Annotated in this window: 25 protein-coding genes; 6 read left to right on the top strand and 19 right to left on the bottom strand. The window is 57.1% G+C overall.

What is annotated here, in order from left to right; all coding sequences use genetic code 11:
• Position 1 precedes the first annotated feature (1 nt).
• A complete protein-coding gene (locus GTU70_RS00455) occupies positions 2-277 on the bottom strand; it encodes a helix-turn-helix domain-containing protein (RefSeq protein WP_166096768.1) in 276 nt (91 codons plus the stop codon).
• Between the two features lie 58 nt (positions 278-335).
• Entirely contained in the window at positions 336-881 is a 546-nt protein-coding gene (locus GTU70_RS00450; protein ID WP_166096767.1) for an XRE family transcriptional regulator, read from the bottom strand.
• Positions 882-1443: 562 nt separating this feature from the next.
• Here GTU70_RS00450 and GTU70_RS00445 point away from each other — a divergent pair.
• The 3 genes from GTU70_RS00445 to GTU70_RS01150 all read left to right on the top strand — a co-directional run bounded on the left by GTU70_RS00445 (position 1444) and on the right by GTU70_RS01150 (position 4579).
• The gene (locus tag GTU70_RS00445; RefSeq protein ID WP_166096765.1) at positions 1444-2232 is read left to right on the top strand and encodes a metallophosphoesterase; all 789 of its coding nucleotides are present in this window, start codon (positions 1444-1446) and stop codon (positions 2230-2232) included.
• Positions 2210-4270, top strand: a complete 2061-nt coding sequence (locus GTU70_RS00440) for an AAA family ATPase (protein WP_166096763.1) — start codon at positions 2210-2212, stop codon at positions 4268-4270. The genes GTU70_RS00445 and GTU70_RS00440 overlap by 23 nt, the downstream gene beginning before the upstream one ends.
• A gap of 147 nt (positions 4271-4417) precedes the next feature.
• Complete coding sequence (locus tag GTU70_RS01150) at positions 4418-4579, top strand: hypothetical protein (RefSeq protein WP_207105402.1); 162 nt, start codon at positions 4418-4420, stop codon at positions 4577-4579.
• A 125-nt stretch (positions 4580-4704) separates the two neighbouring features.
• Here GTU70_RS01150 and GTU70_RS00430 read toward each other — a convergent pair whose 3' ends face one another.
• Positions 4705-5226, bottom strand: a complete 522-nt coding sequence (locus tag GTU70_RS00430) for a DUF6428 family protein (RefSeq protein WP_166096760.1) — start codon at positions 5224-5226, stop codon at positions 4705-4707.
• 42 nt (positions 5227-5268) lie between these two features.
• Between GTU70_RS00430 and GTU70_RS00425 the strand changes: the two genes are divergently transcribed.
• Both GTU70_RS00425 and arsK read left to right on the top strand, forming a co-directional pair.
• Entirely contained in the window at positions 5269-5625 is a 357-nt protein-coding gene (locus tag GTU70_RS00425; protein WP_166096759.1) for an ArsR/SmtB family transcription factor, read from the top strand.
• Positions 5618-6823, top strand: a complete 1206-nt coding sequence (gene arsK / locus GTU70_RS00420) for an arsenite efflux MFS transporter ArsK (RefSeq protein WP_166096757.1) — start codon at positions 5618-5620, stop codon at positions 6821-6823. Before GTU70_RS00425 ends, arsK begins: the two co-directional genes overlap by 8 nt.
• Positions 6824-6827: 4 nt before the next feature.
• Here the strand turns inward: arsK and arsH are convergent, their stop codons facing one another.
• The 15 genes from arsH to GTU70_RS00345 all read right to left on the bottom strand — a co-directional run bounded on the left by arsH (position 6828) and on the right by GTU70_RS00345 (position 21825).
• Positions 6828-7586, bottom strand: coding sequence for an arsenical resistance protein ArsH (arsH, locus tag GTU70_RS00415; RefSeq protein WP_407692126.1), 759 nt, complete (start codon positions 7584-7586; stop codon positions 6828-6830).
• Positions 7531-7956 (bottom strand): arsenate reductase (glutaredoxin), encoded by a 426-nt coding sequence (gene arsC / locus GTU70_RS00410; protein WP_197738780.1) that lies wholly within the window; start codon positions 7954-7956, stop codon positions 7531-7533. Before arsC ends, arsH begins: the two co-directional genes overlap by 56 nt.
• Positions 7957-7958: 2 nt before the next feature.
• The gene (gene arsB / locus GTU70_RS00405; RefSeq protein WP_166096756.1) at positions 7959-9017 is read right to left on the bottom strand and encodes an ACR3 family arsenite efflux transporter; all 1059 of its coding nucleotides are present in this window, start codon (positions 9015-9017) and stop codon (positions 7959-7961) included.
• Positions 9017-9544 (bottom strand): arsenate reductase ArsC, encoded by a 528-nt coding sequence (locus GTU70_RS00400; protein WP_166096755.1) that lies wholly within the window; start codon positions 9542-9544, stop codon positions 9017-9019. The genes arsB and GTU70_RS00400 overlap by 1 nt, the downstream gene beginning before the upstream one ends.
• Before the next feature lie 15 nt (positions 9545-9559).
• Positions 9560-9997, bottom strand: a complete 438-nt coding sequence (arsN2, locus tag GTU70_RS00395; protein WP_166096754.1) for an arsenic resistance N-acetyltransferase ArsN2 — start codon at positions 9995-9997, stop codon at positions 9560-9562.
• Positions 9994-10347 carry an ArsR/SmtB family transcription factor gene (locus GTU70_RS00390; protein ID WP_166096753.1) on the bottom strand — a complete coding sequence of 118 codons (354 nt, stop codon included), beginning with the start codon at positions 10345-10347 and terminating at the stop codon, positions 9994-9996. Before GTU70_RS00390 ends, arsN2 begins: the two co-directional genes overlap by 4 nt.
• A gap of 204 nt (positions 10348-10551) precedes the next feature.
• On the bottom strand, positions 10552-12546 hold the full coding sequence (locus GTU70_RS00385; protein WP_166096751.1) for an AAA family ATPase: 1995 nt from the start codon (positions 12544-12546) through the stop codon (positions 10552-10554).
• Between the two features lie 378 nt (positions 12547-12924).
• A complete protein-coding gene (locus GTU70_RS00380; RefSeq protein ID WP_166096750.1) occupies positions 12925-14394 on the bottom strand; it encodes a CHAT domain-containing protein in 1470 nt (489 codons plus the stop codon).
• Positions 14395-14612: 218 nt separating this feature from the next.
• Positions 14613-15533: a winged helix-turn-helix domain-containing protein gene (locus GTU70_RS00375; protein ID WP_166096749.1), complete on the bottom strand. Its 921-nt coding sequence runs from the start codon at positions 15531-15533 to the stop codon at positions 14613-14615.
• A 639-nt stretch (positions 15534-16172) separates the two neighbouring features.
• Positions 16173-17039, bottom strand: coding sequence for a three-Cys-motif partner protein TcmP (gene tcmP, locus GTU70_RS00370; protein WP_166096748.1), 867 nt, complete (start codon positions 17037-17039; stop codon positions 16173-16175).
• A gap of 30 nt (positions 17040-17069) precedes the next feature.
• A complete protein-coding gene (locus tag GTU70_RS00365; protein WP_166096747.1) occupies positions 17070-17894 on the bottom strand; it encodes a DUF5131 family protein in 825 nt (274 codons plus the stop codon).
• An 82-nt stretch (positions 17895-17976) separates the two neighbouring features.
• Positions 17977-18996 (bottom strand): phage late control D family protein, encoded by a 1020-nt coding sequence (locus GTU70_RS00360; RefSeq protein ID WP_166096746.1) that lies wholly within the window; start codon positions 18994-18996, stop codon positions 17977-17979.
• Positions 18987-19205: a tail protein X gene (locus GTU70_RS00355; protein WP_166096745.1), complete on the bottom strand. Its 219-nt coding sequence runs from the start codon at positions 19203-19205 to the stop codon at positions 18987-18989. The genes GTU70_RS00360 and GTU70_RS00355 overlap by 10 nt, the downstream gene beginning before the upstream one ends.
• A complete protein-coding gene (locus GTU70_RS00350) occupies positions 19202-19660 on the bottom strand; it encodes a hypothetical protein (RefSeq protein WP_166096744.1) in 459 nt (152 codons plus the stop codon). The genes GTU70_RS00355 and GTU70_RS00350 overlap by 4 nt, the downstream gene beginning before the upstream one ends.
• Positions 19657-21825: a phage tail tape measure protein gene (locus tag GTU70_RS00345; protein WP_166096743.1), complete on the bottom strand. Its 2169-nt coding sequence runs from the start codon at positions 21823-21825 to the stop codon at positions 19657-19659. The genes GTU70_RS00350 and GTU70_RS00345 overlap by 4 nt, the downstream gene beginning before the upstream one ends.
• A gap of 198 nt (positions 21826-22023) precedes the next feature.
• Between GTU70_RS00345 and GTU70_RS00340 the strand changes: the two genes are divergently transcribed.
• The gene (locus tag GTU70_RS00340; RefSeq protein WP_166096741.1) at positions 22024-22191 is read left to right on the top strand and encodes a hypothetical protein; all 168 of its coding nucleotides are present in this window, start codon (positions 22024-22026) and stop codon (positions 22189-22191) included.
• A gap of 344 nt (positions 22192-22535) precedes the next feature.
• On the opposite strand, the gene GTU70_RS00335 is transcribed toward GTU70_RS00340, so the two are convergent.
• Positions 22536-23095 (bottom strand): phage major tail tube protein (locus GTU70_RS00335; protein WP_166096742.1); only part of this gene is annotated, 560 nt, incomplete at its 5' end.

The following is a 23095-nucleotide window of genomic DNA, read 5'->3' as shown; positions in this document are numbered from 1 at the left end:
TCTATTCGGCGGTAGCCGCGTCCGGATCATGTATCTTTGCAAATCTGAGCCCACAGATTTGGCCACTAGCCTCGTCGCGTATCAACGACACACCGTTTTCAAAAAGCACTTGCAGAATTTTTTCCAGCGTCTCTTTTGTTACGCGTCCGTCTTTCTCAAGCTTATAAATCGTTCTCGATGCGACGTTTGCCTTCTGGGCCAATGCTATGTGTCCAAGGCCGGTATAAGCCCTGGCGGCACGCGCAATCGCGGGTTCAAAGATTTTTTTCAAGCTCAAGCTCTTCTGACTTTGTGACTGATTGTCTTAAATGATCTCGTCATGCGGAGATTCCGCCCTAAGGCTCATCCCTCCATCGGACGCCAACGCCATAGAACAAGCCGGAGGTCACATCGCCCCATCCAAGAAAGGCAATACCCTCCCGCTCATAGAACGATCTCAGACGATGTGATGACTGTTGGTCCGTAGACCCGCCTGCCTCGAGCTGCCCGATTTTCCGCTCAGCCATATTCAGTAGGCCAGCGATCTCGGATTGCTTTTTATTTAGCAGTGACCTCGCGGCGGCGAAGGCGACGCCAGTTCGCTCCGTACGAAACTCCGATGCTCTCTGTGCGTGTTCAGGTAACTCCGCTGGCACTCGCCATCGTGCACCAAGTCCTGACGTTCGCCCTGAAGCGAAATCGATCGTCCCAAGAAATTCAATGCCCAGCGCTTCATAAAGCGCCCGCAGCCTTATGTTTGTTGATCTACCAAGCTCGTCTGTGTTTTCAGCGATCCATACCGCTTTCTGCGTGATGGCAATACGCGCAGCCGCCTCTCGCTGACTAAGACCAGCGAGTGTTCGGGCCACCCTGAGGGCATCGGCGAATAATAGCGTCGTCATGAAACCGTAAGGCCGGTTTCCTCTACAAATGTCAATTTTCTCCTTTTTGAAGTCTTTTAATGCTTCATAGAATCAATATAAATGCATCTATGACGTCTTCATGGGCGTCGCATGGCATGGCGGCACCACAGGCTCCTTGATTCGGTGGGGCGGTCTTCTTGACGGCGGTTGTGCGTGGGCCTGACCGAGCACAGGCCGCTCACCACGAATGACACTTAACGGAGAATAAGATGAGTCACGCGCCATCACTGGGATGGTTTGGGATGATCAACGCTCAGTTGATCGATCAACCACAAAGTCTTGCTGTAGAGTTACAGGAGCCAACCATTGACGCAAACGGGGTCGCAACAGCGTCCATTGATCAATGGTCCGTGACTACACGAGCAGTCCCCCGCCTTATTGGCCTTCCGTCTTTACATGCGAAGATTGTTGACGGCAACCCGTTGTTCTCTGTTGAATTGTATAACGCCGACCAGGAGGACAGTGTCGCGGGAACTTTTTCGCGCTGGTATGAGCTGAGAGCCGAACCGGCGTATTGCGAACATAATTATCCGAGGCCGCGATGAGGGCCTGGATATTCTCCGACTTGCACCTCGAGGTCGACCCAGAGTTCAAACTTATGGATATCCCCGACGCGGATGTTTGCTTATGTGCGGGCGACATCTTCGACGGCGGGGTTGCGGCAAGTATGTTGTTTTTACGCGATTATGTGGCTCGCCAGATGCCGGTCGTGTTCGTCCCCGGAAATCATGAATACTACCGGGGGTCTATCAAGGAGGGATTGGAGGTCGGTTACCGGTTGGCTGAGAGTTGCGATGACCTGTTTATGCTGAACGGAGATTCGGTGTTAATTGGCGGCTATCGCTTTATCGGTGCAACGTTATGGACAGATTTCGATCTCTACGGCGAACCGCGGTTGGCAATGGCAATCGCTCGCGAAGAGTTGAACGACTTTAAGCGAATCAAGCTTTCAAAGACACCATTTAAAAAATTCACACCGCAGGAAAGCCAGCACCTGCACCGGATCGCGACCATTAACATCGACAACGTGTACCGGTCCCAGCCAAATCTTCCGACAGTCATCGTCAGCCACCATGCGCCGAGCATGATGTCGGTACCGCCGCAGTTTCTAAGAGACGGCCTGACACCCTCCTTCGCGTCGCGGTTCGAGCGCCAAATACTTGAATATGAGCCGCTCCTGTGGGTGCACGGCCACATCCATACACCTAGCGACTATCGGATAGGGAAAACACGGGTTGTGTGTAATCCACTCGGTTACCCCGACGAGCCTTCGCGGAAAACGTTCAATCCTCATCTGGTGATCGATCTTGCCAAACTCGCCGAAGCATAAAATCCTGAGAATGCGCGGTCGGTCGTTGTGGGCTCCGGATAATACCGCCGATCTTTCCGATCTGACCGTGCCTATCCATCTCGCTTATTGTCAGGTGGTCGCCGCGCTGCGGCATCACGCGGGCGCGGGACCACCGAACCTTGCCATTGTTGTGGTTCCAGCGGTCGACGCCGTGGATAGCTTCGTTTCGGCCAGTCGCCTCTATCTCCGTCAGGTTCTCGATCAAAACGGATACATCGAACCATTCGTTCGCGCGCTGAAAACTACGAAACGGGATCGACTGACGGAACTGGAAATTCAGCGCCGAGCGGCTGAGGCGGGTAAAAGCATTTTGATTTGTTCGAGCGTGGATGAGGTAGACGAGGAACTTAGGTTGTTCGCGGACGTCATCGCAATGATCCCGACGCCGACGTCACATCAGATCAAAGCGACCTTCCGTCGATACGGACACGCGGTAACGACGGCCGACGAGGAGATGATAAAATCGGAGACCTGGACGCGGCTCGTCTACGCGTTTCAACCCAATCGCCCGGTCAAAGCGGCGCTGCGCCGACTGAGGGATACCATAGATCGTCCACCAGCGCCAACGGCTGCACCGCTTTCCACTGGGCCGACGCTGGCCGATCTTAGCGGGCTCGGCGCGGCGAAGGACTGGGGTCTCGAGCTCGCGCGCGACCTCGATGATTTCAAAGCCGGTCTGATCGCGTGGGATGACGTCGACATTGGGGCGCTGATCTCAGGACCACCTGGAACCGGGAAGACACTCTTCGCCGAAGCCCTTGCGCGGACATGCCGCATACCGATCGTGGTGACGTCCGCTGCACAGTGGCAGGCCTGTGGCTATTTGAACGACATGTTGAAAGCCATGCGCGACAGTTTCGCCGAGGCACGGTCGATAGAGACGGCGTTGCTGTTCATCGACGAGATCGACGCCGTCGGCAGCCGGGCAACCAACCGAAGTCACAATGCCGATTACACGCGCCAAGTCATCAATGGACTTCTTGAACTGCTCGATGGCTTCGAACGCCGTCGCGGGATCGTTGTCGTCGGAGCAACAAACCATCCGGAATACATCGATCCCGCGATTCTGCGGCCGGGACGCCTCGATAAGCACTTAGTTATCCAACTTCCGGACGCAGCCACTCGTAGACAGATATTTCAATTCCATGCCGGCTTCCCCGTGCCCGAAGATCAAGAGGATGGGTTTGCGCGCTCGACGCAGGGGATGGCAGGCGCTCACCTGGAGCAACTCGTTCGAGATGGTCGTCGAACCTCACGTCGCCAGGGACAGCCATTCGAATTCCGACACGTGGCATCGATCGCCACTCCATTGATAGACCTTCCCGCCGAGCAAATGCGGCGCGCCGCCTATCATGAGGCGGGACATGCGATTGTCGGTCTCGAACTCGGAATGGAGCTTCATGGCATATCGATCAACGATAAGGTCTTGGCGACCGGCGTAGACAATCTGGGCGGCGCGGTATTCAGGACGCCCACATTTCCGATGAAGACACGATCATACTTTCTCGATCAGATATGCATGTATCTCGCGGGGCTCGGAGCGGAATCCTTGATCTTCGGCGAGTTCACAGAGACTGGAGGCGATCCGCGATCGGACCTGGCTCGGGCCACGGCGATCGCGAGCAAGGTTGAAGCGTGTTACGGGATGGGAGCCACGCTGGCGATCGATTTGGTGGAAGAGCGCGATCTCGCACGGCTGCGCGCTGGAGACTTTAGGCTTCGCAAGGCGGTTACCAAACTTCTCGACGCGGAATCGACAAGGGCGAAGACAATTCTGGACATGAGGATCGATGCCTTGAACACGGTCGCCGAAACTTTGATGGAATCACGCGTCATAAGCGCCGCAGAGGTGCAGGATACCCTGAAGGTTCATCCTGCACGGGAAGATTCCCTGGGAGTGGAAGGGGATCGACCTGACTATGCGGCGCGAGTTGCACGCCGGGTGATGCACGGTCTTCATGAGGATGACATCCGCAAGGAGGTTGATGCAGCGCTGAGGCGCTGGGGCATGATCTAGCCCGCCACTGTTAGGGGAGACATCACCTTGTCAAAACGAAGAAAGACAAAGAAAGGGAAGTCAGATGGCGGCGAGCGCTCGTTCGGATCGGGTCTTGATGAAGTAGGCTGGAAACCGCGTTCCGGAACATCCCATCTCAAGCCGCGTGTGAATAAAACACCGAATGACATTCGTCGGACCTACGAGCGCGCGTTCGATGCCCTGGTCGCCGAGGGGCGGTTCGGCGGCCCAAGCCATATCTCTACCGAACTCGAGATTCTTGAAGAAGCTACCAGGCTTGTTAAGCAGGCGCGCGAAAAAGGCGATTAACACGTCGCTTACCGCGACCTGTCGTGGACGTAGGAACCGACCGTGCGATCTGCAGGTTCTGGGCAAGCGAAACCGTTCAATACGGCACGTCCAGCGATGCCGCGCACCATTCTAAAAACTCTGAACTACGTGCAGCATCGTGCGCTTGCTAGGTCGCTGCAACAATCTGCATTGTCGTCCAGCTTCTGGGCTAACCAGCGATCACGTGGCTTGCAACTGGCGGGCCTTGGCATCAGGTTTATGGCCAGAGCGCCATTTCCCGTCACGGGTTGGTCGGCGCAGAAAAGCTGCATCGGGCGTACGCCGTCACTGACCTCGAAGGTCAGCTTTGCCGATGCGTCCAGTTTAACGTGTTCGGAAACCTTGCGGACGATCGCCGAAAACTTTCCCGCAGTCATATGCGTTCGCTCGCCTTCCTCGACATCCCATAGCTGTACGAAGATTTCCGACCAGGCTTCGGGATTGGCACCACAGTCCAGCGCCGAAAACTTTCCCGCCTTTACTTCCGTGACATGATAGCCCGGCTTGATCTGGCGGCCATCGTAACTGAATACCAGCGGAAGTTCCGGCGTCTCCGCCATCCTGTCGAGAAGATCGCCGAGTGTGATGTCCGTGTCAGCCGAAACCGCCTTGTCGATCATGTTCATCTGCGCTATCTCCTGATTCAACTATTCAAGGAATATTGAAACATGGATGAACGTCAAGCCCTGTCTTCTTTCTCGGCCCTGTCTCAGGAGACCCGCCTCGGAATCGTAAGGTCTCTGGTTGTCGCTGGACATGAAGGTCTGGCAGCCGGGGCAATCGCACAACGTCTCGGTGTATCGGCTTCCGCTCTAAGCTTCCATCTCAAGGACCTTGTCCACGCGAACCTGATCGCGCAACGGCGGGAATCGCGGTCGCTCGTTTACACGGCGAACTACGACGCTCTGGCCGCGCTGGTGACGTTTCTCCTTGAGGACTGCTGTGCAGGCCATCCGAAAGTCAGGACCTCTGTGGAAGCCTGCTGCGCGCCGGGTGCCGAGAGCGGAGCCGACGTCGTTGCGTGATAACAGCATTCAGACCGGGATAGTCGCGGCGCTCGGGGTCACGCAGATCATCGGATACGGGACACTCTATTACGCTTTTTCGATTCTCGCCGAGGGCATGGCCTCCGACTTCGGTATCAGCGTCGAGCAGGTCTTCGCCGTCTTCTCCGTGTCGCTGTTCGTCGGCGGCCTCACGGCTCCCCTGATCGGGCGCGAGCTGGACCGCAGGGGTGCGGCCGCGGTCATGACATTCGGTTCGGCGATCGCGGCCGCCACGCTCGCCCTTTGTGCCTGGTCGCCATCCGTCGCCGTGTTCGCGCTCACCATTGTTCTGCTCGAGGTCTCGTCGGGCATGGTCCAGTACCAGGCTGCCTTCGCCGCCCTCGTGGAGAGCGACCCCAAGACTGCGCCGAGGAGCATCACTTATCTCACGCTGATCGCGGGTTTCGCCTCCAGCATCTTCTGGCCGATCTCGGCGGCGTTGACGGCTTATCTCTCATGGCGGGAAATCTATCTCGTTTTCGCGGCCCTTAATCTGGCGCTCTGCATGCCCTTGCACTTCTGGATCATGCGGGCGGGAAGGATCGCCAACGCGCAGGGGATGCGGAAGGAAAGGCAACACGTCGTCGGGGCGATCCCCGTCGAGCGCCGTCGAGGCGCGATGCTGGTCGTATCCGCGGCTTTCGCCCTCCTCGGCTTCACGCTGGCGTCCATCCTTGCCCACATGGTGCCGATGCTGGGCGCGCTCGGGCTTGGCGGCGCGGCGGTGGTCATCGGTTCACTGTTCGGACCGGCTCAGGTCCTGAGCCGCCTGATCAACATGATCTTCGGCACGAGCCTCGCGCCGCCCGGTCTCGCGGTCGTTTCCGCCGTACTGATGGTACTCGGCGTCTTCATCCTCGGGGTTTCCGGGGAATGGCTGCCTGGCGCTGTGGCCTTCGCGGTCTGCCTCGGTTTAGGCTCGGGCATCAACTCGATCGCGCAAGGCAGCCTCCCTCTGTATCTGTTCGGGTCTGACGGATACGGGGCCGTTACGGGGCGCATGGCCGCGGCAAGACTCGCGGCCGGCGCAGCAGCACCCTTCGCGTTCGCCGCCGCCATGCATCAGATCGGTATCGGTTTCTCGCTATTCGCGACCGCCGCGCTCGGGACACTTGGCATCGGCGCATTCGTCCTGGTCGCGATCGAGGCACGTCGTCACCCCGTCGCGGCCGAATGACCGATTAGATCGACTTGAGGGAAACCCGCTTCTCGAGTTCGGCCGCAGCTTCTCTCCGCTCGCTGTAACGGTCCGTCAGGTATGGCGATGCGTCCCGTGTCAGGATCGTGAACTTGACCAGTTCCTCGCAGACGTCCACGACGCGCTCGTAGTACGAGGACGGCTTCATGCGGCCGTCGGCGTCGAACTCCTGAAACGCCTTGGCAACGGAAGACTGGTTGGGGATGGTGATCATCCGCATCCAGCGCCCGAGGACGCGCATCTGGTTTACGGCATTGAAGGACTGACTGCCACCTGACACCTCCATGACCGCAAGCGTCTTGCCCTGTGTCGGCCGAACCGATCCGATCGACAGCGGTATCCAGTCGATCTGGGATTTCATGATGCCCGTCATCGCGCCATGGCGCTCGGGGCTGACCCATACCTGGCCCTCAGACCACTCGGACAATTCGCGGAGTTCCTGCACCTTGGGATGGCTGACTGGCGCTTCGTCGGGAAGCGGCAGGCCCTTCGGATCATAGACGCGGACCTCGCATTCGAAATACTCGAGCAGACGACGTGCCTCGTGCGCGAGAAGCCTGCTGTACGACACCTCCCGAAGAGAGCCGTACAAGATCAGGATGCGCGGCTTGTGCATCGAGAACTGGGGACGCAAGGCCTCGAGGTCGGGCTTTCGAAGATGGTCGATGGATGCGGCGGACAATGGTTCAGACAATGCGCTTTCCTTCTTCGTCGAGAAGACGCTCGCCGTCTTCCTTTGCAAACGGCCCCTTGAACGCTTCCGCCGGGAGGATGTCGAGCACGACCTCGGATGGCCGTGACAAGCGCGTACCAATCGGCGTGATGACGAACGGGCGGTTTATCAGGATCGGGTCCTTCAGCATGGCGTCAAGCAACTGGTCATCCGTCAGGTCGGGGTTGTCGAGACTAAGCTCCGCGTAGGGCGTTCCTTTCTCCCGGATCGCCTGCCTGACAGTGAGACCCGCCTCCGCGATCATCGTCACGAGCTCGTCGCGGGTCGGCGGTGTCTTGAGATATTCGATCACCGTCGGCTCGATCCCCGCATGCCGGATCAGATCGAGAGTGTTGCGCGACGTCCCGCAGGCGGGATTGTGGTAGATGGTGACGTCCATGTTCAGGTCCTTTCGGAGACGGTGTTTCTGGAAACGGCCGGCGCGGCTTCGTACCAGCCCTTGGAGCGGTTCACGATCCAGACGACGGATAGCATCACCGGGACTTCGATCAGGACGCCGACGACTGTCGCCAGCGCCGCCCCCGACTGGAATCCGAACAGGCTGATGGCTGCGGCCACGGCCAGCTCGAAGAAATTGGAGGCACCGATCAGCGCCGAGGGTCCGGCCACGCAGTGGCGTTCGCCCGACATGCGGTTGAGGACGTAGGCCAGGCCGGAATTGAAGTAGACTTGGATCAGGATCGGGACGGCAAGCAAGGCGATTATTGTCGGCTGCGCGATTATCTGCTCGCCCTGGAAGCCAAACAGCAGCACGAGGGTCGCCAGCAGTGACACGAGCGAGATCGGCGAAAGCACCTCAAGCATCCGGTCAAGCCGGGCGCTCGTGCCGTCGGCCGTCAGCTTCCTCCGCAGAACCTGCGCGATGATGACCGGGACGACGATATAGAGCCCGACCGAGATGGCGAGCGTGTCCCATGGCACCGTGATGGCCGACAAACCGAGAAGCAGACCGACGAGAGGTGCGAAGGCGACGATCATGATGGCGTCATTCAGTGCCACTTGGGACAGCGTGAAGAGCGGCTCGCCGCGGGTCAGGTTCGACCAGACGAAGACCATGGCCGTACACGGAGCAGCGGCAAGGATTATCAGGCCCGCGATGTAGGAATCGATCTGGTCGGCAGGCAGGTACGGCCTGAACAACCACCCGATGAAGAGCCACCCGAGGAGCGCCATGGAGAACGGCTTGACGGCCCAGTTGATGAAAAGCGTGACCCCGATACCCCGCCAGTAGGTGCCGACCTTCGCCAGGGAGCGGAAGTCGATCTTGAGTAGCATCGGGATGACCATCAGCCAGATCAGGACGGCCACGGGAATGTTGACCTTGGCGATCTCCGCTGCGCCGACAGTCCGGAAGACACCGGGCATCAGATGGCCGAGCGCGATCCCGACGAGAATGCAAAGGGCGACCCAGACGGTCAGGTAACGTTCGAACGTGGACATCAGGCAGTCCTCGTGTCCGGTCGCGTCGAACCTTCCATAGCGCCGATCTGGCGGAGCTTGGTTTCGAGCGCCATTCGGTCGATGGACTCGAGCGGCAGGCTAAGGAAGGCGGTGATACGGTTCTTGAGGAAGCGGGCCGCCTGTGCGAAGGCGCGCTGGATTTCGACATCCGTGCCGGCGACGGCTGCGGGGTCTTCGACGCCCCAATGAGCGGTCATCGGGTGTCCGATCCAGACGGGGCATGCTTCGCCCGCGGCGCTGTCGCAGACGGTGAAGATGAAATCCATCTCTGGTGCGTTCGGCTCGGCGAAGACATCCCAGCTTTTCGACGAGAAGCCCGTCGAGGCGTAGCCGAGGGCGGAAAGCTCCCGAAGCGCGTGCGGGTTCACTTCTCCTTTGGGTTGGCTACCCGCCGAGTACGCCGTGAAACGCCCGCCGCCCTCCTTGTTGAGGATGGATTCGGCGAGAATTGAACGTGCGGAATTGCCCGTGCACAGGAAGAGCACGTTGTAGGTTTTATCGGTCATGGTCGTGATCCGTTGCTAGGTCGGTGGCCTGTTGAGCTTCATGATGGTGGCCGACGCCGGGCAGATGCCCGAAAGCTGGCGGGTGGAAAGTACGGCGGCTGGAACATCGCGTCTGTCGATCAGGCCGAAGCCGAGGCGCTCGAAAAGGGGAGCCGCGCTCGTCGTTGCCAGAAAGACGCCGACATCTCTACCGGCCTTTTCCACGGTGGCTTCCGCAAGCGTCCGACCGAAGCCCCTGCCGCGGAAGCTTTCAAGAACGACGAGTGACCTCAAGAGGACGTCGTCGCCGCATGCTTCCAATCCGGAGTATCCGACAGTGTCTCCGTTAGACGTCACGGCGCGGAAGAAAGAGCGCCCTTCGTCTTCGACGTCTGCCGTCGGCAGTCCGGCACGGACAAGGGCATCCTTGAATTCAGCATCGCTTCCGGAAACAGGAACCAGCTCGATGCTCATGACGATATCGCCTTGGGTCCGCAACACGGGGTCAGTTCGGCAATGAGCGGTGCGCACAACTCCGCTGAACCGCCGCAGCAGTCCTTGAGGAGAAAAAGGGTCAGATCGCGTAGGCCGTCCAGATCGGCCCGGTAGATGATCGAACGGCTCTGGCGCTCGCTTTTAACGAGGCCCGCCCGTGACAGGGTCGCGAGATGCGCCGACATGGTGTTCTGCGGGACATCAAGCATCCTCGCAAGCTCGCCCGCCGGGACGCCGTCTGGTTCGTGTCGGACCAGAAGCCTGAAGGTGTCGAGCCTCGTTGTCTGTGCAAGCGCTCCAAGCGCAGTGATTGCCGTATTATTTTCCATATATCCAGAATAATGGATATTTTAGGCGTGTCAATCCTTCACCAGGCACATACAGCCCCTAGTTATCTGCTTTAAAAATGGCGGTACACGATGATAGGATAACTGCTGTTGTTGGCTCAAAGCAAACATTCAGCTCCTCGGCCATCACATTCTCACGGTCGCGGGTGGCAGCATGCGGACAACCGTGATCTAGGAAATACCAAGCTACTTTGCGATCAGTCCGTTGAGAGCTTCAAAAAGCGTCTCCGCGCGTTTAAGCGTCTCCAGAACCGGCTCTGCACCCCCGGCGAGCGTCTCGGGGTGCATTAGCAACCAGGAAGCTGGGGTGAAGTGACTATAAAGCGGTGCCGGCTCAGGAAGCACATTGAAGTACGCCTCTGCCTTCTTCACCTGACGCTGGGTGTTCTCGTCAGCGGCGATGAGTTTTCCTGGATCAAGCGCCTGCTTGCCTTTCAGTTCATAGGTACCATTGACGATTGTACAGAACAGCTGCGGATCAAAGAGGTCTTCGATATCGGCCTCCTCTTGGGTCACGAAGTCAGCGATCGACAACACCCCGCCGTCCTTGATGACCTCAGATTTCCTGAGGTTTTCAAGCTTGTTCTTGTCTTTTTTGGTATAGTCGGAAAGCGCTACCACATCGAGGCTATTGCCTGCGAAGAGAGACACAAACGATTGAATTTTATCGATTCCGCCAGCTGGGCACATAACCCATTTAGGATTGAGACCGGTACGCTGGCGGCGGATTAGCTCAGCCGAGAGCGCTTGTAGATAGAGAATGTCGCCCGGTCCTTCAACGAGCACGGTGTGCTTTCCGATGAAGAGCGACTGGGTCAGCGAGTAGCCAAGCGCTCCCTGAAGGGGAAACACAGAATCCTTTTCGGCTTTGAGCACGTCTTCACGTACCATCGTGCCAGTAGGCGTACGCCGTCCACGCCCATCGACTTCCACAAGGTCCTCAACAATTCTCGAGGCCATAATGTTGTCGTGTGGCACCATAAAGGGGGAGTGTGTCGAGTAAATGATCTGGTGGTGCGGCTCGAGCTTTTCGGTGAAATATCGCAGCAGATCGGCTTGGGCCAAGCCGTGGAGCGTTAAACCCGGCTCGTCGAGGAGCAGGAAGACATTACCCGTGGCGTCCTTCTTCACACGGTCAAACTTTATGAGGAATGAGAAGAACCAGGTAAAGCCGGCGCTCCTCTCCGAGAACGACGTGTCCGCCTTGTGGAGAAGATTATAGATACGGGCACGGCCAACGGCTCCGGAGTTGAAGGGTGCTGGATCGCCGGGGAGGCCCTCGGCAACGCTCACACGTATCTCAATGTCTTGGTTCTGGGTCCAGTATTCCAGGATTTCTTCCGTTAAAACGTTAGATGCAGCCTGCAATTTTGCGTTGAAGCTCTCGAACGTCGTCGTACCCAAAATCTCAGACAGGGGCACACCCGAGTACTCGAGGAATTCCCAGAAAAGCCTATCGCCTCGGTATAGATCATTGCTGAAAAGCGTTTTGTCGTTCGCCCAGGCGTTAAGCGATGGTAAATGCACCATCGCATTCATGCGGTCGTAGTTTGAAAAATACATGAATTGGGGAAAGTGCGGCTCGAGAATCTCTCGCGCCCTAGAATAGATCGACTTGTACGGGTAGGCGTTGACAAGATCGAGAAACGTCTTGTGTTTGGTGTTCGCCTCAAGCTCGGTAAGCTTAGCGATAAGCTCCCTAATCGTCTTCGGGCTGCCAACCTGACTCTTCTCGGCAGCTGAAAAGCCACGCTGAGAGACTAGGAAAGCTATTGCCTTTTCCTCATCGATCGGGAGAGTCCAAACCGTGCCGGTCGAGTTGTAGTAGCGAGAGACCGTTATCGTTGTGCCTGTGACCGCGTCTGGACCAAATTCACCCTTCAGTTCATCTCTTTCTTCCTCGCTAAGCTCCCAGACCGAGCGAATAACTTCGGCTTGTTTGCCCTCGTGCCGTTCCTTGTACCGAGCCAGATAACGCTTCGGGTAATCGCGTTCAAGTTCATACCCAAACGGCGTTGCAGGGTGGGGATTGAGGCCTGCTATCGCTTGAAGAATAGCGGTCTTGCCTGCTTCATTCTTGCCGACGAGGCACGTGAGATGTTCAACGGTAAACTCGCCTGAGTCCTCGACGGAACGGAAATTCTTGATGCGTACACTTTTCAGTTCCACGGACCCCTCCAAGCAACACCGAATATAATGTCCAAAGACAACTAGCACTGAGGACATTGTGGCGCGAGTCTTGCGAAGTCGATATACCGAAATCTATGGTTCGATCCATCCTCGCTGTGTATCGTGTTAACAGCCGTCGTCACAGATCGGGACCGTCGAGAGAATCTCACATTTACAGCTAGATCAAGATCGCAAGGTCAAGCCCGCGATCCTGTCAGCGTGATCGCCGAAGGCCGACCAAACCACGTCGTTTTGCGGGATGAGGATCGTTATATGTCATAGGCTAGGCGGGCAGGGACAGACGACGGAGATTGCGACTTCTAACGCCATGTTTCATAGCCAATCATTGCATTTGATCGATGGAGTCACTGGGTCAAAGTTTCCCCTAAATTATGGTAACATCACATATCTGTCGGCCTCTCCGCTTCCGGAATTGATGCGGACCTCGTTTTTGGCATGCCGGAATGCTCGATCGTAGGGCTCCCCGTGCGCTAGCGCTCGGTAGAATGACCGCGTGAAGGCGACCGCCGCTTCGTCACCAATCTCGCTGTTGCAACCGATAACTGCTTTTAGATATGGGGCCGCAAGACGTGCAACGCTCTCCGAATAACATGCATTCAGGAGCAGGCACTCGATACTTCTATTGAGTTCTACCAACTCAGCAATCGCTTCCCCGGAAACTTCCGTGGTTTTTCCGCCGACATCTTCAAAAATCAATAGCCCATGATCGCCATGGCCGCTGAAGTGCAATATTTGCGGCTTTGCGTTCATCACTTCCATCTGGAGTTGGTTTGAACGTACCGCCCACCGATTTTCTAGCAGGACATCCACCGTCGGCTCTTGCACCAACTTCAATTGTTCGCGCAGATCACGCGCCTCGGTGTCCAGACGAAGAGGCTGCTGGTCGGTTGGCGACGAGGCAAGCATGAGAGCCTTGATCACTTTGCGTTCCTTCTTGATAAGCGGTGAGCCACGCAGCACTGCCTCGAGATCGGAACCATTCTGAAATAGGTCCATTGTTCCGTTTGAGGATTCATTTGCCTTCAATAGCCCATAAAGCGAGGTCTGCTCCGCCCCGAGAAATACGCGGTCCCGAAGATCAGGTTCCTCGTCCACGATCGCCAGCGCTTTGTCCGAATAGGGTGGGCATTCATCTGAGAATCGAGCGATGTGTTCCGCTAGAAGGCCTTTCACCTCGCGACTGTCCTCAGTGCCGAACCAGTTGATCGTGACCTCCTCGAGCCCATCATAGTAGTTGGCTAAAAGCCCTTTCGCCAGTCCGCAACGAGCCTCCGCATTCTCTATAAACGAGCCGCGATAAATCACATCATGCCGCTCTCTAGGGTCCTTTATCTGTTCAGCTCCCAGTTGAAGGAGCTTTGCCTGCACATTCGGAGCCTCATCCTCAAGGGTATCAAAAGATATCCCCAGGTCAGCGATTGATAAACGTTCGTTCTCGATTACCGACCAAACACAATACTGCCGGACGATGTCATCGGGATATTGTCCAAGCGCCTTCACGATCTGACCATTACTGTGCTTTGGATCAAAAAGGTTTTCGACATCGCGATTAAGTCCCACGGTGATTAGCGCGAGTTTTAGGACTTGGGGATCGGCGGTATCGATTTTAATCTGAAGCCCTGAAAGGTCGAGCTTCGAAGGCTCTGTCACCTGCATCGCAGCGAGAACCCTGATTTCCGGGTCAATAGAACTAAGGCAGTCCACCTCATTGAGCCGACCGTTGTACATTTTTGAAAGCGCCGCCACCGCGGAAGCAACTATTTCTGGCTTACCCTCATTCGCCTTCAAAGCAAGTTCGACATATTTCGTTGATCCTGTACGGGTCCCGAGTTGCGCCAAAGCGTTTAAACACCATCTGACGACCTTATCGTCTTGATGTGAAAGAACTATTCCGCATATGAGCTGCTCAAACGCAGCTCGTCCATCTGGCTTCAGATAATATTTACTTCGATACAGCCTTGAAATGTCCTGTAGCGCAGTCTTCTTACGCCGTGGACTTCCACTTTCGATCTCGTATTTGAGGAATGCCGTTTTCCCGGCTGAGATAACTGGTGACACTAGGCGCGGTTACCAATGCTTGCGACAGCGTCCAGCGCGGCCAGTGTCCAAGGCTCGAAGTCTTCAAGATTATTCGGCTTTACTCGCGTATCCATCCAGCTGGGATCATTGATGGATAGGCGACGCGTCGTCGGCTCGAACCACTCGGGACACGTCCAGTCCATCACGACCAACAATGCGCTGTCGTGGCCGTCACGATCAACTTTCAGAGCCCGCAACGGCTTAGGGCGTGAGATCGCACCTCCATGGACGGCGATTGCAGAGATATCCAGGTCAGAAAGGATCGCTTCGAGAGCATTTTCGCTAGCGCCGTAATCTCCATCCGAGAAAAGCGTACAGTCGAAGAGGCTAACGATACCCGGAAAGCCAATCGTTCGCTTGTTCGCGAAGGTATCGTGGTCGTCTCGATAGCGTCCAAGACGATAGGACAATACGTCGTAGCCCCGCCGGACGATCGAGAAAGTCCAGACCACTAACATGTTCGATTTCTCGTCGGAACTTGCGTAGTGTAAGGCGTTCGCGACCTCCGCAGACCGTATGAAAAGTGTCCAATCAGCGAGAAGTTTTGGGTTGCAACCCTCGACGAAACTCCGGTCGATTGCCAGAGCTGGCCCTTGGTGTAGGTCTCTTGTACGCCTTCGAGCGGCAAAACGCTCTTTGAATTTCTGCGGTATCTCAGGGTCGGCGATAAGCGCTGTAAGGAAAAAAACTCCCGGCTCAGTACGGAAAAATGCCGACGTCGATCTGTGATTAAGAATGTCAGTGCTCAGGCGCGCCTGTAAAGTTTTTGCCTGTGTTTTCCCGTAAAGATGTTTTGGGACAAGTCGCGCCTTATAGGCAGCATCGAGGATGCCCTTCGCCGTCATCGGGCGTCGCGATGCATTCAGAACCGTTTGGGCGATTTCAAGATAGCTATCCATGATGCGTCTGTATACTCAGGGTAGCGAACCATATCTAAGCGATTTCGTGCAAACAAGGTTTCTTATTTTATCAAACAATCGATACTCACGGTTTTCATGAGCGTCGCTACATTTGGGACGCCGCTGTGGCCTTTGCCCCGCCACGCGACCGGCCCATGTCCTTCCCGATGCAAGATTCTCGGAGGAAGCCCCGACTTCAATGGCGCGACGCCAGAAATCGGGGTCGCCGACGATCCGTTCTAGTTCTCACATTCTGCGTTCCGCCGTGCTTTCGCAGACGCTAAAATTCGCCAAACTGAAGACTTTCCGACACCGAGTGTCTTGGAGATACCATATGCGGGAGCTCCGTTTGAATGCATCGCGATTATCTTCTGTTCATGCGACTGAGCGGAACCAAGCTTACATATTGATGCTCGTAAAATACTGATATTCCACACACTTTCTGGGTTCGCATTTATATTCTCCCTAATCCGCCATTTCGGTATAAAATCGGGATGTAGCGTGACGCGAATTTTCGGAATTTTGACACCGCAATTCGGAATTCTCGAAATTCCAGCAATGCTGTCAAAGCCCCTTCGAAGGCGAATCAAAGCGGGTGTCAAACAGTGCTAATTCGTTCAGAACGCCATCGAGTAAATCTTAGGTGCTGCGTTCGCTGAGTTCGAGGTCTAGCTGATCTTCACTCTCGGGAACGTCAAGCACATGCTTATAGGCTCGTTTCATGAGCTTGTGGGCCTCTGGATGGTCACTCGCATGGATCATATGAAACATGACGCGGCCTTTCCCTTTTTCCCGCTGGTAGATTGGCCACGGACGGACGTACCGGTAGCCGAGTTCATCCCTGAAACGCTCAGCCATTCGGACGGCAATTAAATCACCGCTTAGTCCTCTAAGCTGCGACCAACCATTATTTCCCCACCATCTGTCAGGGATCGGGTTTCCTACCTTAAAGCCTGACAGTGATCGTCCGAGCCATCCTGTGGCGAGGAAGTAGAACTGTTCGATCTTATTCGCACCTTCTCCCTTGTGTAGGGCGAGCTTCCTCACAGTGTCCCAATGACACTCGCAACTGAACTGATCAAGTAAACAGAAGGTGGCGGTCTTTTCACCGATAACGCCGCTGGCCAAGATCCTATCCACGCTAGCATTAAAGTCGCCTAGTAGGACGTCAAAGTGACGTTTGGGCGCAGACGGTTGGCTGGACACCAGCGATTGAAGTGCCTGAACCTGTTCAGCGTTCGCATCACACAGAAAAAACTGTTTGAGAAACCGTGGCTCCGAATTGAGGACCAGTTCGGCCGCCCAGCTATCGGGTAACATTCGGTTCTTCGGGCCGGCGAACCCATCAACATAACAGCCGTGTTTGGTGATGAAGACGAAGTAACGAAGATAGCGGGCAATGAGCTTCGCTTTGTGCTCTGTCCACACCGGATCAACGCCTGCCTGCATGATGGATACAGGCGCCATTTGTTCTGGCAGATCATGAAATAGAGAATCACTGGTCATGGCATATGCCACTCCCAATGCTTGTAGTTGTCAACCGGACCGGCGCAATCCCAAGGGGAAGTCCCTCACGAGTGATCCAGCTACCAAACCGCCACCCTTTCCAAAGGGATCAGCCTGCTTTTGCTCAAGCCGGCTCATGGAAGGGCTTCCAGTTAACGGGTTGTTGGCGTAGTTGCCCCATTGCTTAAAGAAGGCCGCGATTTTGTACGTCTCGCAATCCTCCAATGCGTCGTCGACCCAACGAGCGTCCATCGGCCTTGCGCCACCGCCGCTTTCTCCGCCAATGATCAACCAGTTTGGTTTGGGGTCATCTGCGGCAATGCGAAGTGGACCGATTGCGGGCTCATAGCTTACGAACCAAACCCTGGCTGGAATAGAATGCATGAAGGACTTTCGCTGATCAAATCGCAGTTGGTCCTCAGCCGTAAAGCCTAGCCATACGTTAGTATAGCCGTCAGCGCCCCAATCGTCAGGCAGCATTTTTCGGATTTGCTGCGGTCGCTTTGTCAGCAATTGCCAATCGAGGTCCGGGGTTTCGCGGATGAGATGAAAGAGGTCCCGACGCCATTGGGGATCAACCTGATTGTCGAAGACATCTGCAAGCGAAGCACAGAACACACGCTGGCGCCGACCATTTTCATTAAAGAACGCTGAGGCCTGCGACTGCCATGTCAGCGGTGCTTTCCAATAGGCGTCCGTTGTCCGCTTTCGCGGATTGTTTCCCCATTTTACGTGGCCGGATCGCTTGGACCACCCCTCAGCATAGCAATTGTCACAGCCGGGGCTGATCTTTGTGCATCCCGTCCAAGGGTTGAACGTACGATCCGTCCATTCGATCTTGGTCAGTTCGGCCATCGCAAATCACCTCTCTTTCGGGAGAATATTCCTAACCGTACCATAGTTAAACATCCGTGACCGCCACCCAAGCAGATCGGGCTCAGCCTGTCTTGCGGTTTTCTACCTCGACGCTCATTGTCCAGCCGCCGTCATCCTCGAACGTGATGGTGTGCTGGATTGACGCGGCGACCAGGTCGGCGGCATCGCGGCTCGCTCCGAACCCTGATAGCTTCACCGGCGCGCCCGCCATGGCGGTGATATCGCCGTCCGCCTCGAAAGAGCCTGTCACGCTGGCGCGCGCCTGTTCCGCACCCTGGGCTTTGCCGGCATATTCAGCCTCGTCCTTCGTCCGCGCCGGATGTAGATTGAAATACCGTGCGGCGCTGCCGATCGAGGTGCCCTCGAAGAGGTCTTGAACGCCCTTCAAAGGATCGAAAAAGCCGGCGCCGATGCCCTTGTATTTGCCCTTGGCTTCGCTGGTGATCGAAAAGGATTGGTTCTCACGGAATGGGATCACAATCGTCGGCATGGTCTTGCCGCCGGCCGTGGTGCCCGCGTTGCGCTTGGGTACCAGCCATTTGCCGTTGGCCGGCTTCAGCGTGCCGCCGAATTCCTCTGCCAGTTCCTTTGCGAAGCCGAGCGAGGATTGCTGGTGGCGCAGACGATAATCGACCTTGATGTTGGCGATCGACGGGTCAACGATCGCTTCGCGGCCGGCGTCTTTCGCGACCTTGCGGATGATGGCGCCCACGGTCATCTGGTCGAAATGCTCGCTATCGACCGTCTTGTCGGCATCGACGAAATCGCTGGCCCGCGCTGTGATCGTCAGCGTGTAGCCGCTCTCGGGATCGCCGCCGAGAGTGTCGGACTGATAGGTGAAGAGGCCGGCATCGCGGAGGGCCGATTTATCCCAGCCATAGATCAATCGGTATTGCGTCCCTTCGGCCGGGCTATCCTGGAATGGCGGGCTGACGGCATAGGTGATTTCGAGTTCGTCACTGTCGCCGCCGTCGACGTCGGTATAACGCACGCTGATCAGCGCTTCGCCCCAACCCGGGACGAGGTCAGCGCCACTCTGGCCGAAAACCTGAACGATTGGCTGGCGCATGATCACTCCCACGCCAGCAGGATGTCAGCCGACGCCGGTGGCGAGAAATCCGCCGGAGCCTCGACCTCGGTTCCCTCAGGCACCACGCCGTTGACCATCTTGGCAGCAAGTCCAGGGTTGGCCTTGAGAACAGCCGTCACGGCGCCGTCTTGCTCTGTGCCGAGCAGCGCGCGGGCGATGCGATCTATCCGCTCTCCGCCGTATTTTACGAGCGCCTTCATCGGGAGCCTCTGAATATTCCGGCGCTCGACAGCACGGAGGTTGCGGGCAACATGATGAGACCGACCGTGACGTCGACGATGCGGCCGACGCCGTCATAAGGATGGAGCTTGTCCTCGTCGTATTCGAGCGTCTGGATAACGCAGTACCCGTCCGCCAGGGCGAGGAAGTTTTTCGACATGCGGATGAAGGGGACGGTGTTCTGCTGAACATGGTGAAGCTGCAGCATCGCGAATGCGTCCATTCCGCCCATGACATGCGGCATGGTCTGGGCCTCGATCGTCTTCGAACGCTCGCCAAGGCCAGTCTTCTGATAGCTCAATCCGCTGGGGATCGCATGCGCTGGAAATCGGGCCTCGGACGCATGCGAGATGCGTTGCGGATTAAGGCCGCCGATCGTGTAGAGGACGGCGCCGCCGATCGAGACGAGTGGGCCAACGGGATCGAAAACGCTCATGCTGTCCTCGGGCCAAGATCGCCGAGCGCGCGGGCCTGCGCCATGCGGACGCTGCGGTTTGCTTCCCGCTGGGCGCGGAGGGCGGCAACGCGGCTGTTCGGCGAGCTGATGTTCTGGGTGAGCTTCACACCGGTATTGTTCTGCAGCGACGATTGCTTGCCGGGCGTGCCTGTCGGAGGAGCCACGCCCGCCGGCGGTCCGCTGGGCGGGAGAAAGGTCGGCGCGATTGTCGGCTGGGCTGTGAAGTTGAGAAGCTTCTGCATTGCGGCGGCTTTTTCGGCCGCGATCGAGACGGCGCGATCGCCCTCGATCGCCAGGCGCTCGTTGTAGCCCTGCATTGCCTTTTCGGCGGACCCGGACATGTCGCTCCCCAACTTCTGCTCGATCGGCCGCCCAATCGGGACCGGACCAGGGCGTGCGCCGGGCAGAGGTATTTCGCCGGTGGTTTTTCCCAAGTCGCCGTCGTTGCCCGAGCTGACAGGCTGGTCGGCCTCGGCCGCCTTCCTGGCGTTTTCGACGATGGCGGCCTCTTCCTCGACAAGCGTCTGCAGCTGGGCTTTGAGACGGTTGATCTGCGGCCCGAGGGCTTGGCCGCCGTCGCCCATTTCGCGCTGTTGCCCCTGCAGGCGCAGAATTTCGTTTTCGACGCGAAGGCGTTCACCCGACGATTGTTTCAGCAACTCCGGTTCGTCTTCGATTGTGCGCTGGCGGTCGTACTCAGGATTGATCATGCGCACGATGCGGTCGTACCACGGTGAAACGGCCCGGTCGTAGGCTTCGCCCACCTTGGCGCCGGTGGCTTCGACAGCGGCGGACCTTCGAGCGGCCTTTTCGTACGGTGTCTTCGCAGCGGCTTTGGCGTCTGCGTCAAGCCCACCTTTGCTGTTGTTCAAAATATCGTTGAGGAATTCGTCGAACTTGGCGCGATTGTCGAGAAGCGGTTTCAGCGCTTGATAAGCCTGCTGGTCGGCAAAGAGTTCATTGATGCGGAACTCATTACCACCAGTTACACGCATCACCTCGTCCATGACGGCGAGCGGATAAGACTTTCCGTCCTTTTGCGCCTTTGCTTTCAACTTTTCGAGGTTGACGCCCTTCTTTTTGAAATTGTCGGTCGTTTCGCGGGCAGACAATTTCGAGAGCCAATTACGTAGATTGTTGGCAGCCTCATCCTCGCTTCCCGATGTCGTTCGGGCAATCTGGCTCATTGCAATCAGTTCCGCCCAACCGTCCAAGCCCGTTCGCCCGGTGCCGGCCATGTAGGCACCGAGGGCCGGAAAGTTCTTGGCCATCGCACCGACTTCGAAATTCCCGAGCTTGGCACCTTTTGCCATCATATCGATGGCCATTGGCACTTCGCTGTCCTTGACCTTCAGGTTCTGCTTCGCAGCAATAAGCGCCGAGGCGATCGTTTCGCCGGGCGTCTTATAGGTCATTGCCGCCTTCAGTGTGGGATCGAGAATTGCCTCTTGGCTGTCGAGGCCAATGCCCGAAGCCGCGTATTGTTTACGGGTTTCGTTCACTTCGCTCAGATTGCGACCATAGCGAATACCAAGGCGTTCGTTGGAGCTTGTAATCTTGGCTACCGCTTCGGGCGTCGCCATTTCCAAAGTAATCGCCACGTCCATAACGTCGCGGTTCAGTTCACGAAATTTGTCGCTCATCTGTTCAAGGCCGCGAATGACATTGTCGACCGACGCAAAGGCCATCAGCCCTGCGAAGGCCCCATGAGCAGAGGCGGCGAGCAATCCCATTGTCGAGTTCAGAGACGACGCCGGCTTGTCGAGCCTATCAAATCGGCCGCCCAACTGATCAAGCTTGCCGCCGTCTTCCCTGGCGATGTTTCTCAGCCTGGTCCCGACGCTGTGGATTTTCTCTCGCGCTTGGACAGCCGCCGTTCCCAGGCTGTTGATTTCCCGCTCAGCTGCATTGGTGTTGATGGAATTGAGTTGGCGCGCACTCTTGTCGAGCTTGGAAAGAGCGCTTTCGCTCCTGTTCGCTTCGGTTCTGATCTGGGCAATGTCGCGGCCGAGCTGGTTAGAGCGCCCCGTGCCAAGCTTGCGCGCGGCGTCGCCTAGTTCCTTCAGATCGCGTTCAGCAACTTTTGCCTCGCGGGAAAGATGGTTTTCCAACCGCAGACGAAGCGAGACATCCATATTAGTCATGACCGCTTCCTCTCATGCCGAGCAGCACACCAAAGGTTTCGAGATGAACGGCACGAGCCTCCTCGTACCAGAGCATGAGTTCGTCCCACCACATCTCCATGACGGCTGGGATTGGCGTATGAAGATAAGCAGCTACGCGAGCGGCGTAGCTGCGCCAATGTTTCAGCTCGCCGGAGGCGCGGGCGCCGGCCGCAGTGCTTGGGGCAAAAAATCGAAGCACGCATCAACGATCGCATCGCCGTCCTCGTCGACCAACCCCCTGAGAACGGCAGCAGGATACCCTGCCATCTCCGCATAGACATCGAAGGTCGAGAAACCGCCTTGGCGAGCGCGTTGAATGAACCGATCGACATCACCTATGCGTAGGCGGCGCACCGCGATCTCACGGCCTCTGCGCCTTGGTACCGAAAAGGATACCGAAGAGGGATAACCTTGCGGTGCTCGTTTGACAGGAAGTCCAGCTCTGCGATCGGCGCGGGTTCTTGCGAATTCAGCTTTGGGGACGGCGCAGAGGTGGACGCCGGCGCTGCATCCGAGGTTTCGCTGGGGGGCAAGATGTCTGGCACGAAGATTTCCTCGGTGACCATGTCAGACGGGTCGGACGAAGAATTCGGGGTTTCGATGAAGGCGGTTGCCACAGGTCTCTCCTCTTGAACTGCGAGAGGCCGGCTCAGACGGCCGGCCTTAGGGTTTCACGACTTAGCGGCCGATCAGCCGTTAATGGCGAGCAGACGGTTGTGTTCGGCGGTGTAGTTCACGCCGTTAATGATCAATGTGTTGTTCTGCGCATCGAACTTGTGAACCGTCCGGCCGTCGACGATGTCGTGATAGAGCACGATCGACTGCCAGCGCAGACGTGTGGTGCCAGTCGCCTTAAGCCCCTTGACCGCCGAGGGCTGATACGATGTCAGCAACCCCTTGAGGAATACGATGCGGCCGATCGACTTCGCCGGCGTCGGCGTCGTGGGCTGGCCAGCCGGGTTGGCGTCGGCAGGGAAAATATCGATCAGTCGCTGGTAGTGGCGCAGCGTGGTCCAATCGCCGGGGTCGCGGCCGAAATGGACGCGCAGCTCCTCGGGCTCGCCATTGACGCCTTGTTCGCAGGTCAGCGCCTTGATGCCGGCCGGCGTCTCCAGCTCGAAGAACGCGCCGCCCATGACGAGCGGAACCATGTCTCGCTCCAGTGTCGGAAGCGTGGTTTCGTCGATATACTGCCAGGTATTGGTGTTGTCGCAGTACCAATTGCCGCCGAAAAGCTGCCGTTTGCTCA

The sequence above is a fragment of the Rhizobium flavescens genome (genome assembly GCF_011319365.1).
The sequence above is the reverse complement of the archived record's forward strand: the minus strand, read 5'-3'. Positions and strand labels throughout refer to the sequence as shown.